Annotated in this window: 1 protein-coding gene; it reads left to right on the plus strand. The window is 50.3% G+C overall.

What is annotated here, in order from left to right; translation table 11 throughout:
- The first annotated feature begins 1,287 nt into the window (after nucleotides 1–1,287).
- Entirely contained in the window at nucleotides 1,288–17,658 is a 16,371-nt protein-coding gene (locus Phpb_RS19050) for a non-ribosomal peptide synthetase (protein WP_065391740.1), read from the plus strand.
- Nucleotides 17,659–18,655 lie beyond the last annotated feature (997 nt).

Genomic DNA, 18,655 nt, shown 5'->3' on the forward strand with positions numbered 1-18,655 from the left:
TAACGTTGGTGTGACAATCCGGTATATATTGTTTATACCGGATTGTTTTTGTTTTAAAACAGAATAAGAGAACTAATAATTTCCATATGGGTTATTTAATCAAGTTTTTCTATCGTTGATAGTAATTTAATCTAATTTGATTTTGTGTTTTATTGATTTTCTTTGCTACATATAAAAATATATTTCATTGTTGTTTTTATGAATTATTAAGAATAATTAATGTAAATTTTGAAAGTAACCATATATTTCTCATCGTTAATATTGACCGATATAATGTCTATATATTCCTCTGATATCTTGAAATTGAACTATAAATTAACAAATGTCACAGCGAAGCGAGTCATCCTCACGTACTATGTGTACGCTCCGGTTTTTCCGCGTTGTCCGTGTTCACTGTTCATTGATAAGAATGACCTGAAACAATTACGCCTATTGGGATAGGCTCTTATTGTTTTATAAAAATAATGTTTGTTTCAAAATAGTGTGTAATAAAGCTATTTCTCGTTTTAAATTGTTTCTTTATGGTATTAAATGTAGTCATATTTATATCGACTTTATAATCTTATTATTATAAAACAATATAATGAATTTAATTTTAATTTGTATTGATTCGTTTACGGTATTTACATTAACTATATTATTTATTTGTTGAAAAATAGGGTGTTATGCATTACTTTAACCCAGACTTATATCTTCAAATAATTGAATATATAGGATGGTTTGTAAATGTTGAATAAGTTACATTTGTAATTGAGATATTGGTTAATTATTAAGATAAAGAATTTATTTTATAAGTAATTATCAAAGTAAACTTTTTTGGTAATTGAGGGGTGATTTGCTCGTTTTATTTTTATAAATTTCTCATTTGTTTTTGGAATAATTCCAATTGGATATTAATAGAAAATAGATAAAATACAGTGGTGATTTAGTGTTTATGTACAATTAAATATAGTTAACGGTTCCATTTTAAATAATGGAATTCAATATTAGCCAATTAAAATTGCAGTTAATTAATCGAACTTATCTAAAAAAACGGAAACAAAAATGGAATGTCTTATTCCGGAGCATAAAATAAATTATTTATTCTGTTGTCAGGAAAATTAATGTCAATAAATTGTTAATTGGTTGTTGTTAGCCGGGCTATAGCATTCCACATCTGAATATCTTGAATTGATATTAGAGGTGTCCGTTTTTATTTCTTGGGGGCAAGAAGTGAGAAAGAAATATTAGTGATGGTTGTCAGAGATGACAGTTTCCAAATTTCTAACAGATTCGTTGAGGTAGTAAATGAAAGATAGCATTGTTCAAGCAGGAAGTGCTTTTAAAGCTGAACTCCTCTCTCAGACGTCAGAAAATATAACCAACGTAAATGACATTTTACCACCGACTCAGAATGTAAAGAATATTCCCCAGATGTTTACAGCCAGTGAATCATTTTGGTGTGAACGTCTCGCTGCTTTGCAACCCCTCCAATTACCTTTTGAAACCGTTGAAGAACCAGCGGAACCCAGTTGGGTAATCAGTGACTGGCAGCCCCCGTTGCCAAAAAATGGTGAAGAGGAGCCATTGCAAACGTTGTTGCAGGCATTTGTTATCTATCTTGCGCGTTTGACTCAGCAAACGACATTCCAAATTGGTTGGTGCGTGGATGGGGTAAACGATAAGTCGACAGATTTGTCGCCGGTGGCGCCAATGGTCGTTGAGGTGGAGTTTGATAAGCCTTGGCATGTGGCAGCGAACGGGTTGGATGGCGAGTTGGCCCGGTTGACCCGGTACCACACATTTAGTCGAGATCTCCTCTCGCGCTCTCCTTCATTATGGGCTATTCCGGCGTTGACAACTCATTGTCCGTGGCGGATAGCCGTTTCTGTCATAGCGGAAGATAGGCCGTGTGATCAGGTGCCACAGGGCGAATTACTGACGCTGCAAATCAATGCGCAGGGCGGTTTTCGTTGGATCTACGATGAAAATCGCCTAAGTACAGAAGTGGTTCTGCGCATGGGTGAACATTTACAGATGCTGGCAGCGTCACAAAGACAGGGAGAGGAAATTCCTATCTGGCAGCTTAATTTGTTGTCTGAAGCCGAACATACCTTGCTACTGGAAACCTGGAACGCCACGGAAACCCCTTATCCTGACCCATTATGTATTCATCAATTATTTGAGCGACAGGTAGAACAGGCCCCGCACGCCACGGCGCTGGAATATCAAGAACAGACCCTCAGTTATGCGGAATTGAATACCCGTGCTAACCGGCTGGCTCATCAACTGATTGCGCTGGGCGTCACACCGGACCGTCGGGTCGCGATTTGTGTGGAGCGCTCACCGATGATGGTGGTGTCATTGCTGGCAGTGCTGAAAGCCGGTGGGGCTTATGTGCCGCTGGATTCGACTTATCCGCGGGAACGTCTGGCATATATCCTGAGTGACAGTGCGCCGTCAGTGGCGCTGGTTGATGAAGCTGGCCGGGCGGCGCTGGGCGAACAGGCGCTGGTAGGAGTGACGATACTGGACCCGAATATCCAACTTGACCAGCCCGACAGCAACCCGCAGATCCCGGCGTTGACGCCGCAGCATTTGGCCTATGTGATTTACACCTCCGGCTCCACCGGGCAGCCGAAAGGGGTGATGGTGGAACATCAGGCGATTTACCAACGTTATCTGGGTTTTAATGACACCTATGCGGTCACTGCGCAAGACCGGCTATTGCAATTTGCCGCGTTTGCGTTTGATGTTTCAGTGGAAGATTTCTTCTCGTCATTATGCAACGGAGCCACACTGGTTATCCGGGATGATAGCTGGCTGGCTTCGATACCAGAATTTGTTGCCTTAACCCGACAATATCGTATTACGGTGATGTCACTGCCGACTTTATTCTGGTCTGAATTGGCTGCCAGAGATAATGGATTACCGCTGCCGGATTGTCTCCGGCTCATCATCATTGGGGGTGAGGCGGTGAAAAAGAGCGCCATTCAGGCGTGGTTTAGGCAGGCGGGCCACCGGCCCCGGCTATTGAATGGTTATGGCCCGACAGAAAACACCGTGACGGTGACCTATAAGGATGTGCTATCCCCGGAAGATGCCCGTTCTATCGGCCGACCGGCTAAAAATGCTCGTATCTATCTGTTGGACAAATATGGCGAACTGGTACCCGCAGGTTGCGTGGGCGAGATGTACATTGGCGGCGTGGGTGTGGCTCGGGGTTATCTCAACCGGCCAGCGTTGAGCGTGGAACGTTTTATGCTGGACCCTTTTAGTCCGGTATCCGGCGAACGGATGTATCGCTCTGGGGATTTGGCCCGCTACCTGCCGGATGGTGACCTCGAATTTCTGGGCCGTAACGATGAGCAGGTTAAAATCCGTGGTTTCCGAATTGAACTGGGGGAAATTGAAACCCGCCTGACGGAATACCCGGCGGTACAAGAGGCGGCGGTGCTGGCATTGGATGGCGATCAGGGCAAACGGCTGGTGGCCTATATAGAGGCGGAAGCGAATGAGAGATTAGCGGCTGATCTGCGTGAATACTTGAGCGCCATTTTGCCTGACTATATGGTGCCGGCGGCCTTTGTACGTCTGGATACCTTCCCGCAGACCCCGAGTGGCAAGTTAGATCGCCGGGCGCTGCCTGCGCCAGGGGAAAACGATTTTGTCCGTCAGATTTATGAAGCCCCGCAAGGGAAGGCTGAAATCGCTCTGGCGGCCATCTGGCGTGAGTTATTGGGCATTGAACAAATCAGCCGACATGACAGTTTCTTTGCGTTGGGTGGTCATTCCCTACTCGGCGTGCAGATGATTGAGCGTTTGCGTCATCTGAGTTTGACGCTGACGGCGCGTGATCTGTTCCAGTCGCCGGTGCTGTCTGCATTGGCTCAAACGTTGGGACAGCATCAGGCTGTGATAGTCCCGCCTAACGTCATCACTCCGGCCACCACAAAGCTAACGCCGGAGATGTTGTCGCTGATTGATTTAACTCAGACTGACATTGACCGCATCGTCGAGCAGGTACCGGGGGGAATGACAAATATTCAGGATATCTATGCGTTGTCGCCGTTACAGGACGGTATCCTGTTCCACCACCTGTTGGAACAGGAAGGTGACCCCTATCTGGTGCTCTATCCGGTGGCTTTTGCTAACCGCTCTTTGCTGGAGCGTTATCTGACGGCGGTACAACAGACGATTGATCTCCATGATATCTTGCGGACGGCGTTTATCTGGCAAGGATTGTCAGTCCCGGCGCAGGTGGTCTTGCGCCGGGCACGATTGCCTGTGACAGAATTGACGCTAGATCCGGCTGACGGCTCAGTGATTGACCAGTTAACCCGGCGTTTTGATCCCGCTCAGTATCGTCTTGACTTGCGTCGGGCGCCGCTACTGCATTTTGTTATCGCTCAGGAAACCGATGGCCGCTGGTTCTTACTGGAATTACAGCATCACTTGATTGGCGACCACGAAACGATGGAAGTGATGCACCGTGAAGTGCGAGCCTATTTTGCCGGACAGGGGGAGCATTTGCCTGCGCCGGTGCCGTTCCGTAATCTGGTGGCCGAGGCCCGGTTGGGAGTGAGTCAGGCGGCGCATACCCGTTTCTTCACCGATATGTTGGCGGCAGTGGATGAGCCAACGTTGCCGTTTGGGCTGACAGGTGTGCATTGTGATGGATCTCAGAAGACGGAATCTCACTGGATGTTAGCTCCTGAGTTAAATGACCGTCTGCGCAGTCAGGCCCGGCGTTTGGGTGTCAGTCTGGCGGCGTTGTGTCATCTGGCCTGGGCGCAAGTGTTATCGCGTACCAGCGGACAGGAGAAAGTAGTGTTTGGTACCGTCCTGTTTGGGCGCATGGCCGTGGGGGAAGGAATGGGATTGTTCATCAATACCCTGCCGTTGCGGCTGGATATGGATGAGACCCCGGTACGGGACAGTGTGCGGGAGGCGCATTTGCGACTGGCTGAATTGTTGGAGCATGAACATGCCCCGTTGGCGCTGGCTCAACAATGCAGTGGGGTTGACAGCGGTACGCCGCTCTTTAGCGCCCTGTTGAACTATCGCCATAATGAGCAGCCAGATCTTTTGGATGAAACAATGGCCGGGATTGAATTCCTCGGCGAACAGGAGCGCACTAACTATCCGTTTGTGCTGTCGGTAGAGGATGGCGGTTCTACTCTGGGGCTGACGGCTCAAGTCGTGCAACCGTTTGATCCGGAAAGCCTATGCGGTTATATGCAACAGGCGCTGGAGAGTCTGGCGGCAGCGCTGGAGCAAACCCCGGAAATGCCTGTTCGGGTATTGGATATTCTGCCGGAAGCGGAGCGTACCTTGTTGCTGGAAACTTGGAACGCCACGGAGACCGTCTATCCTGAACAGTTATGTATCCAGCAGTTGTTTGAACAACAGGTGGAGAAAACTCCAACGGCGACGGCGCTGATAGCAGGCGATAAGACCCTAAGCTATACAGAACTGAATACCCGTGCTAACCGGCTAGCTCATCAGTTAATCGAACAAGAGGTTCGTCCCGGTGATCATATTGCGCTTCTGCTAGAGCGATCAATAGAACTAGTGGTAGCTCAATTGGCTATTCTTAAGGCCGGTGCCGTTTACGTGCCGGTTGATCCCAGTGCGCCGGATGAGCGGAAAAACTGGTTGATAAATGACTGCTCAGCTAAATTGCTGATTACTGATGAACAATCCGAGATTCCTGTCGGCCTCTTGGTTCCGCTGTTTTGTCTCTCTGATGAGACAGATATGAACAGAGAGGAAGATTGCCTCAACCCTGATTTCCCGCGTTCCAGCGCTGATTTAGCGTATATCATGTACACCTCTGGTTCCACCGGTACCCCAAAAGGGGTGTTAGTACCCCATCGTGCGGTGGCCCGGCTGGTTATCAATAATGGTTATGCCGAAATTGGTCAGGATGATCGGGTTGCTTTTACAGCTAATCCCGCTTTCGATGCCAGCACATTTGAAGTCTGGGCGCCGTTACTCAATGGCGGGGCATTAGTGGTTATTGACCGCGCCACGTTATTAACACCACAGGAGTTAGTGCGGGTTTTACAGGCCCGCCAGATCACGGTTCTGTGGCTGACTATCGGGTTGTTTAACCGGTTGGCGGCGGAGTTATCCCCGGTTCTGCCGCAGATTAAGATCCTGATTTTCGGTGGCGATGTCCCCGATTTACATGTGATTGCTCAGGTTCTGGATAATCGTCCGCCGCAACAATTATTGCAGGCTTATGGTCCGAGTGAGGGAACCACGTTTACCACCATGTATCCTATTGTGGCATTAGCGCAGGGAGTGACTCGCATCCCCATTGGTCGGCCGATAGCCAATACACGTATTTATCTGCTGGATGCTTATGGTCAGCCGGTACCGTCAGGTGCGATTGGTGAGATTTATGTGGGGGGAGATGGAGTGGCCTGTGGCTATCTTAATCGCCCTGACCAAACTGCTGAACGTTTCCTGACAGATCCCTTTAGTGATCAACCGGATGCGCACATGTATCGGACCGGGGATTTAGCCCGTTATCTGCCGGATGGCAATTTGGAGTTTCTGGGTCGTAATGACCAACAGGTTAAAATCCGTGGCTTCCGCATTGAACCGGGGGAAATTGAGAATCGTCTGGCGGAGCATCCGGCGGTGCGAGAGGCGGCGGTGTTGGCGTTAGGCGATGGGCCGGAAAAACGGTTGGTGGCCTATGTGGCGGCGGAAGCTCATGAGGAGCTGGCGATGAGTCTGCGTGATCACCTGAGCGCCATTCTACCGGATTACATGGTGCCGACAGCCTTTGTGCGTCTGGATGGGTTTCCACTGACCCCGAATGGTAAGCTGGATCGCCGGGCATTGCCGGCGCCGGACAATGAAGCCTTGGCTCGTCAGGTTTATGCTGCGCCGCAAGGAGAAACGGAAATAGCGCTGGCGGCAATCTGGCATGAATTACTGGGGATCGAACAGGTCAGCCGGTATGATAGCTTTTTTGCGTTAGGCGGCCACTCGTTGCTCGCTGTACGGATGGTTGAACGCTTGCGTCACCAAGGGTTGACGCTGGCGGTGCGTGACCTGTTCCAGTCGCCTGTGTTGTTTGAATTAGCACAAACACTGGGGCGGCAACCGGTTATGGCGGTGCCGCCGAATGTGATTACGCCAGCGACGACGAAAATTACCCCAGAAATGTTGCCGCTGATTGATCTGACTCAGGCTGAGATTAACCGTATCGTCGGGCAGGTGCCGGGCGGGATGACTAATATTCAGGATATCTATGCCCTGTCGCCATTGCAGGACGGTATTTTGTTCCACCACTTATTGGCAAACGAAGGCGATCCCTATCTGGTGGTCAGTCAGATGGCCTTTGCTGATCGCTCTCTGTTAGACCGTTATTTGGCGGCGGTACAACAGGTGATTGCTCGTCACGATATTCTGCGTACCGCCTTTATTTGGCAAGAGTTGTCAGTACCGGCTCAGATAGTTTGGCGTCAGGCATCCTTGTCGGTGACTGAGCTGGCGCTGAACCCGGCTGATGGCCCGATTTGTGATCAACTCGTTCAACGTTTTAACCCCCGTCATTATCGTCTCGATTTGAGTCAGGCCCCGCTGTTGCGTTTTGTGGCGGCACAGGAGACCGATGGCCGCTGGTTGTTACTGGAATTGCAGCATCACCTGATTGGCGACCATACCGCAATGAAAGTGATGAACCGTGAAGTGCAGGCGTACCTTGCCGGACAAGGGGATAGCTTGCCTGACCCGGTACCGTTCCGCAATCTGGTAGCTCAGGCCCGATTAGGGGGAGATCAGGAAGCGCATACCCGTTTCTTTACTGAGATGCTAGCGGAGGTGGATGAGCCAACGCTGCCGTTCGGGCTGACGGATGTGCATCGTGACGGATCTCAGGAGATAGCGTCCCATCGACTGTTGACGGCCAGTTTGAATGACCGTCTGCGTAGTCAGGCTCGGCGTTTGGGCGTCAGTCTGGCGGCGTTGTTTCATTTGGCTTGGGCGCAGGTATTGTCGCGTACCAGTGGTCAGGAGAAAGTGGTGTTTGGCACCGTGCTGTTTGGGCGCATGACCGCGGGAGAAGGGGCTGATAGTGGGATGGGGTTGTTTATTAATACCCTGCCGCTACGGCTGGACATCGATGATACGCCGATACGGGATTGTGTACAGACAGTACATGCCCGGCTGGCGGGATTGTTGGAACATGAACATGCCTCACTGGCGCTGGCTCAACGATGCAGTGGGGTTGCCAGCGGTACGCCGCTCTTTAGCGCCCTGATGAACTACCGCCATAATGATCAGTCAGCTCCTTTGGATGAAACGATGGAGGGGATTGAATTCCTGGGCGAACAGGAGAGCACTAACTACCCTTTCGGGATGTCGGTGGAGGACGATGGCGCTACATTGGGGTTGATTGCTCATGTGGTGCAACCGTTTGATCCGGAAAGTCTATGCGATTATATGCAGCAGGCGCTGGAGAGTTTGGTAGCGGCCCTTGAGCAGGCCCCTGAGACGCCGGTACGGGTACTGAACATCCTGCCTGAAACGGAACGCACATTGTTGCTGGAAACCTGGAACGTCACGGAGACCCCGTATCCTGAGGCGTTATGTATTCATCAGTTGTTTGAACAACAAGTGGAGAAAACCCCGCAGGCCACGGCACTGGTGTATCAAGAGCAGACACTGAGTTATGCCGAATTAAATGCTTGCGCCAACCGATTGGCCCATCAACTGATTGCGTTTGGCGTAACACCGGAGCAACGGGTAGCGATTTGCGTGGCACGCTCACCAGCGATGGTGGCGGCGTTGTTGGCGGTGTTGAAAGCCGGCGGCGCTTATGTGCCGCTGGACCCAACTTACCCGGAGGAGCGCCTGACCTATATCCTGCATGACACAGCCCCATCAGTGGTCTTGGCTGATGCGATCGGACAGGCCGCACTGGGTGGCGAGGCGTTGGCCGGGCTGACGGTAATTGATCCGAATATCCAGCCTGACCAACCGAACAGCAATCCATTAGTGACCGCATTGACGCCACAGCATCTGGCTTATGTGATTTACACCTCCGGTTCAACCGGGCAGCCGAAAGGGGTGATGGTAGAACATCAGGCGGTGTATCAACGTTATCTGGGGGTTAATGAACCCTATGTCATCACCGCGCAAGACCGGGTGTTGCAATTTGCTGCTTTTGCGTTTGATGTTTCAGTGGAAGAGTGCTTCTCGTCATTATGCAGCGGCGCCACGCTGGTGATTCGTGATGATAGCTGGCTGGCTTCAATGGCGGAATTTATTGCTTTAGCCCGGCAAAGCCGTATCACGGTGATGTTTCTGCCGACCTTATTCTGGTCTGAACTGGCGGCCAGAGACAACGGATTATCGTTGCCGGCGTGTCTCCGGTTGATCATCATTGGCAGTGAGGCAGTTAAAAAGAACGCTATTCAGGACTGGTTTAGACAGGAAGGCCGCCGACCTCAGTTATTGAACGCCTACGGTCCGACGGAAAATACCGTGACGGCGACCTGTAAAGAAATAGTATCCCCGGCAGATGATCGTTCTATCGGTCGACCGATTAGAAATACTCGTGTCTATCTGTTGGACAAATACAGCCAACCTGTGCCATTGGGCTGCGTGGGTGAAATGTATATTGGCGGCGTAGGTGTGGCACGGGGTTATCTGAATCGGCTGACACTGAGCGAGGAACGTTTTGTACCGGATTCCTTTAGTCCGACGTCCAATGCGCGAATGTATCGCACTGGGGATTTAGCGCGTTATCTGCCGAACGGTGAGCTGGAATTCTTCGGTCGTAACGACCAACAGGTTAAAATTCGCGGCTTCCGGGTTGAACTGGGGGAAATTGAAACTCGGCTGGTGGAACACCCGGCGGTACAAGAAGCGGCGGTGCTGGCGCTGGATGATGAGCTGGGCAAACGGCTGGTGGCTTACGTAGCGGCACAAGCGTATGAGAGATTGACTGCTGATTTACGTGAACACCTGCGCGCAGTTTTGCCGGACTATATGATACCGGCGGCCTTTGTGCGGCTGGATAGCTTCCCGCAGACACCGAATGGCAAGTTGGATCGCCGGGCATTGCCGGCACCGGAGGAGGCGGCGTTTGCCCGTCAGGTCTATGAGGCTCCGCAAGGGAAGATAGAAACGATGCTGGCGGCTGTCTGGTGTGAATTGCTGGATGTTGCGCAGATTAGTCGGCATGACAGCTTCTTTGCTCTAGGCGGCCATTCATTGCTCGCTGTGCGCATGATTGAACGATTGCGGCGTATCGGTCTGGGCGTATCGGTACAAACGCTATTCCAACATCCAACACTCCGTGTTCTGGCGCAGTCTCTGGTTCAGCATGATGAAATCCGGGGGCCTGACAACGGTATTACATCGGATACAACGGTGCTGACACCGGCGATGTTGCCGCTGATTGATTTAACTCAGTCTGACATTGACCGCATCGTCGGACAGGTACCGGGCGGGGTGGCGAATATTCAGGATATTTATGCATTGTCGCCATTGCAGGATGGTATTTTGTTCCATCATCTGCTGGAGAATGAAGGTGATACGTATCTGTTAGTCAGCCAGATGGTCTTTGTTGACCGGGCGCTGTTGGATCGTTATCTGGCGGCGATTCAACGGACCATTGATCGGCACGATATCCTGCGTACCGCCTTTATTTGGCAAGGATTGTCAATGCCGGCGCAGGTGGTCTGGCGTCAGGCGCCATTGTCAGTGACTGAACTGGTTCTGGACCCGGCTGACGGTCCGGTCAGTGACCAGTTAACCCGGCGTTTTGATCCCGCTCACTATCGACTTGACCTGAGCCAAGCCCCGTTACTGCGTTTTGTTATCGCTCAAGAAACGGATGGTCGTTGGCTGTTACTGGAATTGCATCATCACTTGATTGGCGATCATGAAACGATGGAAGTGATGCACCGCGAAGTCCGGGCGTATCTGATGGGACAGGAAGAGAGCTTGCCGGCGCCGGTTCCTTTCCGCAATCTGGTGGCGCAGGCCCGGTTGGGTGTCAGTCAGGAAGAACACACCCGCTTCTTTACCGAGATGTTGGCGGAGGTGAATGAATCCACGTTGCCGTTTGGATTGACGGAGGTGCATCGTAACGGTTCACAGGTGACGGAATCTCACCGGATGTTGGTTCCTGAGCTAAATGACCGTTTGCGTAGTCAGGCTAGGCGTTTGGGCGTCAGTCTGGCGGCGCTGTGTCATTTGGCCTGGGCGCAGGTGTTGTCCTGTACCAGTGGTCAGCCGAGTGTCGTGTTTGGTACGGTGCTGTTTGGGCGTATGCAGGCGGGTGAGGGTGCTGACAATGGCATGGGATTGTTTATCAATACCTTGCCGTTGCGGCTGGATATCGATGAGACCCCAGTGCGGGACAGCGTGCAGGCCGCCCATACCCGACTGGCCGGATTATTGGCGCATGAGCATGCTTCACTGGCGCTGGCTCAACGTTGCAGTGGGGTTGCCAGCGGTACTCCGCTCTTTAGCGCACTGTTGAACTATCGGCACAATGCTTTGTCGGCAACGTCAGATGAACTGATCAGCGGTATTGAATTTCTTGACGCACAGGAGCGAACCAACTACCCATTTGTGCTGTCGGTGGAGGATTTTGGCGAATCTTTGGGACTGACGGCTCAGGTAGTGCGGCCGTTTGATCCGGAAAACCTGTGCGGTTATATGCAGCAGGCGCTGGAGAGTCTGGTGGAAGCTTTGGAGCAAGCGCCGGAGACACCGATACGCGCCTTGAACATCCTGCCCGAAACAGAACGCACACTGTTGCTGGAAACTTGGAACGCCACGGAAACCGCTTATCCTGACGCGTTATGTATTCATCAATTGTTTGAGCGGCAAGTAGAGAAAACCCCGGAGGCGACGGCGCTGATAGCGGGAGATAAAACCTTAAGCTATGCGGAACTGAATACGTGTGCTAACCGATTGGCCCATCAACTAATTGAACAGGGAATTCGGTCAGATGACCATGTTGCAATCCTGTTAGAGCGCTCGATGGAACTGGTGGTGGCTCAATTGGCGATTCTCAAAGCCGGTGCTGTTTACGTGCCGGTTGATCCCAGTATGCCGGATGAACGGAAAAATTGGCTGATAAGTGATTGTTCCGCTCGGTTGCTGCTTACCGATACACGGATTGATATTCCGGCTAACTTGCCGATTCCGCTGTTGCGTCTCTCGAATGAGAAAAGTGCGAACAGAGAGCAAGATCGTATCAACCCTGATGTGCCGCGTTCCAGCACAGAATTGGCGTATATCATGTACACCTCCGGCTCTACCGGCACACCCAAAGGGGTTTTAGTGCGGCATCGCGCTATGGTTCGGCTGGTTATCAATAATGGCTATGCCAACATCGGACCGGAGGATCGGGTTGCTTTTACGGCTAATCCGGCTTTCGATGCCAGCACGTTTGAAGTTTGGGCGCCGTTGCTTAACGGTGGTGCTTTAGTGGTTATCGACCGCGCCACCTTATTGACGCCACAGGAGTTAGTGCTGACTTTACAGGAGCGCCGCATCACAGTTTTATGGCTGACTATCGGGTTGTTTAACCGGTTGGCGGCAGAGTTATCTCCCATTCTTCCGCAAATTAAGATCCTAATTTTCGGGGGAGATATCCCCGATTTACAGGTGATTGCTCAGGTTCTGGATAATCGTCCTCCACAACAACTCTTGCAAGCCTATGGTCCGAGTGAAGGGACCACTTTTACCACCATGTATCCTATCGAGGCGTTACCGCAGGGAGCGAGCCGGATACCTATTGGCCGGCCAATAGCGAATACACGGGTTTATTTGCTGGATGCGTATAGTCAGCTGGTGCCGCCGGGTGTGATCGGTGAAATTTATGTCGGTGGCGATGGGGTCGCTCAAGGTTATCTCAATCGTCCTGAGTTAACCGCCGAACGTTTCCTGATCGATCCGTTCAGTGATGAACCTGATGCGCGCATGTACCGCACCGGGGATTTGGCCCGTTACCTACCGGACGGTAATCTAGAATTCCTCGGCCGTAATGACCAGCAGGTGAAAATCCGAGGGTTCCGCATTGAACCGGGAGAAATTGAAGCGCGTCTGGTGGAGCATCCGGCGGTGCGTGAGGCGGCGGTATCGGCGCTAGGTGATGGGCCGGACAAACGGCTGGTGGCCTATGTGGTAGCGCCTGCGGATGACGGGTTGGTGAATAGTTTGCGTGCTTACCTGAGCAAAATTTTGCCTGACTATATGGTGCCGTCAGCCTTTGTACGGTTGGATGCGTTTCCGTTGACGCCGAACGGTAAGCTGGATCGTCGGGCGCTACCGGCACCGGACAGTGAAGCCGTCGCTCGTCAGGCTTACGTAGCGCCGCAAGGCGAAACGGAAATGACATTAGCGGCGATTTGGCGTGAATTACTGGGGATTGAACAGGTTAGTCGGCATGACAGCTTCTTTGCGTTGGGCGGCCATTCACTGCTTGCTGTACGGATGATTGAACGCTTGCGTCAATTGGGGTTGACACTGGCGGCGCGTGATCTGTTCCAGTCTCCGGTGCTGTCAGATTTGGCGCAAACGTTGGGGCGGCATCAGGCCGTAATCGTGCCGGGTAACGTGATCACCCCGGCAACTACGACGCTGACACCGGCAATGTTGCCGCTAATTGATTTGACCCAAATCGACATTGACCGCATCGTCGGGCAAGTGCCGGGCGGGGTTGCTAATATTCAGGATATCTATGCCCTGTCGCCATTGCAGGACGGTATTTTGTTCCATCATCTACTAGCAAACAAAGGGGACCCCTATTTATTAACCGGTCAGATGGTCTTTACTGAGCGGACTGTGCTGGATCGTTATCTGGCGGCGGTGCAACAGGTAGTTAATAGACACGATATCCTGCGTACTGCCTTTATCTGGCAAGGATTGTCAGTGCCCGCCCAAGTGGTTTGGCGTCAGGCATCCTTGTCGGTGACTGAGCTGACACTAAACCCAGCCGATGGACCGGTTAGCGGGCAATTGGCTGAGCGTTTTGATCCCCGTCACCATCGTTTAGACCTGAACGAAGCCCCGTTATTACGCTTTGTGATAGCACAGGAAACCGATGGCCGTTGGATTGTACTGCAATTATTGCATCATCTGATTGGCGACCATACCACGTTGGACGTGATGAATCGTGAAGTCCAGGCTTATCTGGACGGGCAGGAGGAGAGCCTGCCAACGCCGACGCCTTTCCGCAATTTGGTGGCGCAGGCCCGGTTGGGGGTAAGTCAGGAAGCGCATATCCGTTTCTTTTCCGACATGTTAGCCGGGGTGGATGAACCTACGCTGCCGTTCGGATTGACGGAGGTGCATCGTGATGGCTCGCAGGTGACGGAATCGCAGCGAATGCTGGCCCCTGAGCTGAATGACCGCTTGCGTGGTCAAGCCCGGCGTTTGGGGGTGAGTCTGGCGGCTTTATGTCATTTGGCTTGGGCGCAGGTATTGTCGCGTACCAGCGGACAGGAACAGGTGGTGTTCGGTACCGTAATATTTGGACGCATGGCGGTGGCGAAAGGGGTTGACAGCGGCATGGGGCTGTTTATCAATACCTTGCCGTTGCGACTGGATATGGATGATACGCCGGTGCGTGATAGTGTACAGGCAGTACATAGCCGGTTAGCGGGATTGTTGGAACATGAACATGCCTCACTGGCGCTGGCCCAGCGTTGTAGCGGGGTGTTGGATGGCATTCCACTGTTTAGCGCTTTGTTGAACTACCGGCATAATGATCAGCCTGATCCTTTGGACGGAACGCTGGACGGCGTTGAATTCCTTGGGGCGCAGGAGTTTACCAACTATCCGTTTGCCTTGTCGGTGGAAGATTTTGGTGACGCACTGGGGCTGACGGCTCAAGTGATCCAGCCGTTTGAGCCTGAACGGGTATGTGGCTATATGCAACAGGCGCTGGAGAGCTTGGCGGCGGCGCTGGAACAGACCCCGGAAACGCCGGTACGGACATTGAACATTCTGCCTGAAACAGAGAGTACGTTGCTGTTGAACACTTGGAATGCGACGGAAACCTCGTATTTTAACCCGCTATGTATTCATCAATTATTTGAACAACAGGTAGAGCAAACCCCGGACGCGACAGCGTTAGTGTATGAGGAGCAAGCTCTTAGTTATGCCGAATTGAATGCCCGCGCTAATCGGTTGGCCCATCAGCTAATTGCGCTAGGTGTAGAACCGGACCAGCGGGTGGCGATTTGCGTGACCCGTTCACCGGCGATGGTAGTGGGATTGTTGGCGGCGCTGAAAGCAGGCGCGGCTTATGTGCCGCTGGACCCGGATTATCCGGGCGAACGTCTATCACATATTTTGGACGATGTTTCACCGGTTATTTTGTTGGCTGATGCCGTTGGACGTACAACGTTGGGCGAGAACGTGCTGACCGGGCTGACAGTGCTTGATCCGAATACATTGCCTGATCAGCCAGACAGCAATCCACAGGTAACGGAATTGACCTCTCGGCATCTGGCGTATGTGATTTACACCTCCGGTTCGACCGGCACGCCAAAGGGGGTGATGGTTGAACATAGGCAACTGGTTAGTCAAATTACTTCGTTGAACATGAAGTGGCTGCTTAACGCATCTGACCGTATATTACAATTTTGCAACCCCTCTTTTGACGTTTGTGCATCAGAAATATTTTGCGCAATAACACTGGGAGCACAATTAGTTCTGAGAACAGATCAGTGGCTCCTGAGTGCGCAGGAGTTCTGGCGTCTGTGCGAGTCTTATAAAATTACCTACATTGCGATACCCGCTCAATTCTGGCGGATAATATCAAATGTTAATGAAGACGATATCTATCAGGGCGTAAGAATTATTTGCATTGGTGGGGAAGCGATACCTGATCATGAATTACAACGTTGGCTATCGACTCACGGTGAAAACCCTGTTCTGGTTAATTGCTATGGTCCGACAGAAGCTACGATTACTACAACGACATCCTGCCTAAGCGAGGGGATGGGGCAGGCCAATATCATTGGTCGTCCGCTGCCGAATACCCGTGTTTACCTGCTCGACGTTCAGGGGCAGCCAGTACCGTTAGGCGCGGTGGGAGAATTGTATATTGGGGGAGCGGGTGTGGCGCGGGGTTATCTCAACCGTGCTGAACTGACCGCTGAATACTTCCTGATTGATCCGTTTGACGATAATCCAAATGTACGGATGTATCGCACTGGGGATTTGGTTCGCTACTTGCCGGATGGCAACTTGGAGTTCCTAGGGCGTAATGATCATCAGGTGAAAATTCGCGGCTTCCGAGTTGAACCGGGTGAAATTGAGGCCCGGTTGGTGGAGCATCCTGCGGTAAGTCAAGCTGTGGTGCTGACGTTGGGTGAAGGGCAGGATAAACGCTTGGTGGCTTATGTGGCGGCGCAAGCGGATGAGGGGCTGGCGAATAGTTTGCGTACCTACCTGAGCGCCATTTTGCCTGGCTATATGGTGCCGTCAGCCTTTGTGCGTCTGGACGCTTTTCCATTGACGCCAAACGGTAAGTTGGATCGTCATGCGTTACCGGAGCCGGACAGTGAAGCGTTTGCTCGTCAGGCTTACGAGGCGCCACAAGGCGAAAAGGAAACCGTATTAGCAGAGATTTGGTGTGAATTGCTAGGGATTGAGCAGGTTAGCCGGTATGACAATTTCTTCGCGTTGGGCGGTCACTCATTGCTTGCTATGCGAATGATGAATCTTGCCGCTGGCCGAGGATTGATTTTTACACTGAATACTTTGTTCCAATTCCCGGTTCTGGCCGAATTGACTGCAAAAATCACCTCAGATTTATTGTCTCAGCCGCAAAGCAGCGCTATATCGGTGCGACCTGATGGAGCAGGATTGCCGCTGTTCTTTGTTCCCAGTGGCATGGGTGATTATTCTTATGTCTTCGGGCTGGCTCAACATATCCCGTCGGGCTACCCGATTTATGCGCTACCTTGGCCATCCATCAGTGAAGAACCGATGTTAACGATGGAAGAGCAGGCAGCCAGAATGATCGCCTTAATGAAAGCCGTTCAACCGGCAGGTCCATACCGGATAAGCGGCTATTCTTCTGGTGGGATATTGGCTTATGCCATTGCTCAACAGCTTTTGAGCTCTGGTGAGCGGGTCAATTTCCTGGGACTGATTGATACGCCTGCGCCTCATTATTTTGGCAAAGAGGCCATGCAATCCACACACCATTTCTTTACTGAGTTGGCCCGGCAGTCAGAGGAGGCGTGTAAAGAAGAGATTGCGGCGTTATATCGGCGAATTGATGAGCTGGATTTGGTTCAGTTTATTGCCGCGGCGCAAGAATTGGCGTTATATCCAGCAAACCTGTGTGCTGATGTGATTGCAAAATGTTGGCGGCAGATTGAACGTTACACACAAATCGTTGCGGATTATGAGCCGCCGGCATTAGCGATAACGCTGCATCAGTTCTATGCGGTAGAACCTTCTCCTGCTGTTTCTTTTGTGGTGGATGAAAAGCCAGAACCTGTAAATATAGAACCGTCTTTGGGTTGGGCGCAGATAGTATCTGATACTTCACTTCAGTTGATTGCTACTCCGGGTAACCATTTTAGTTTATTGGAGGATGATAAAAATAAAACCGCTTTAGCTCAGATTTTGAATAGGGCGTTGGCAATCAACTATGACGAGGAGGCTTCGTAATACTGATATATTAAGGAAGTACTCAATTATTTAGTTCTAGTGTGATAATCCGGTATGTATTTATTATACCGGATTTTTTATGCATTAAAATAGAATAAGGGAATTTATCATTCCCATATAAGTTATTTTTTAGGTTTCTTTGTTATTATTGTTGCTATTTTATATTGTGTGATCTCAAGCGGATTTTATTGTTGATTTTATTTTGTTTTGTTGATTGCCTCGGCATCAAAATTATATCTTTAATTGTAGTGTTATTGTTGGGAATATTTATTGTAATAGATAATTATGAGAAAATAATCGAAGGTGTAATCATGGTAATGTGTTTTTTGGTGGTGATATAGGCTAGTTTAATTAGCCTTAATTTCATGATTTCACTTCTGAATATATTGGGTTTATTTTAAATGCCCGTGATAATTAAAATTCTACCTATTAGGCGTGATTGATGCTGATCCTTTTTATAAATGAACAGCAAATACGGACAGTGCGGAGAGCCAGATGTGTACACGTAATATGTGAAGGGTAATTCGCCTCGTTCTCTATGGCAAAGAATAGCAAGTAAAATAGTCATACTGGGAGTGGTATTTAATTGAATAATATTAAACTTTACCCCATATTGCACCGTATGCCGGTAAGTGTCGCAGGGTATCAGAAAAATAACATCACAAAACGATCTCATTGGAACGCATCTCGTTACAATCAATATTTTATTGAGTTGATTATTATACATATCACATTGTTTTATTATTATGAAATAATACATGGTGATATTAATTGTAATTTGTAATGTTTCTTTGCGGTATTGGATGTAATAATGTCCTTATAAGAATAAAAATAGAATGTTTTATTTGTGTAATTAAGGCTGATTATTTGTTTGGTTATTAGAGATATTAGCGTAAAAAAATGACTAATTGGCCGTTGTTAATCGATTAATAGTACGGTTTTTGAATATCTTAAATTGATGTCGGATACATCCGATTTTATTTCTTGGGGGCAAGAA

Origin of the sequence: Photorhabdus namnaonensis, assembly GCF_001684335.1 — a bacterium.
Taxonomy (GTDB): Bacteria; Pseudomonadota; Gammaproteobacteria; order Enterobacterales; family Enterobacteriaceae; genus Photorhabdus; species Photorhabdus namnaonensis.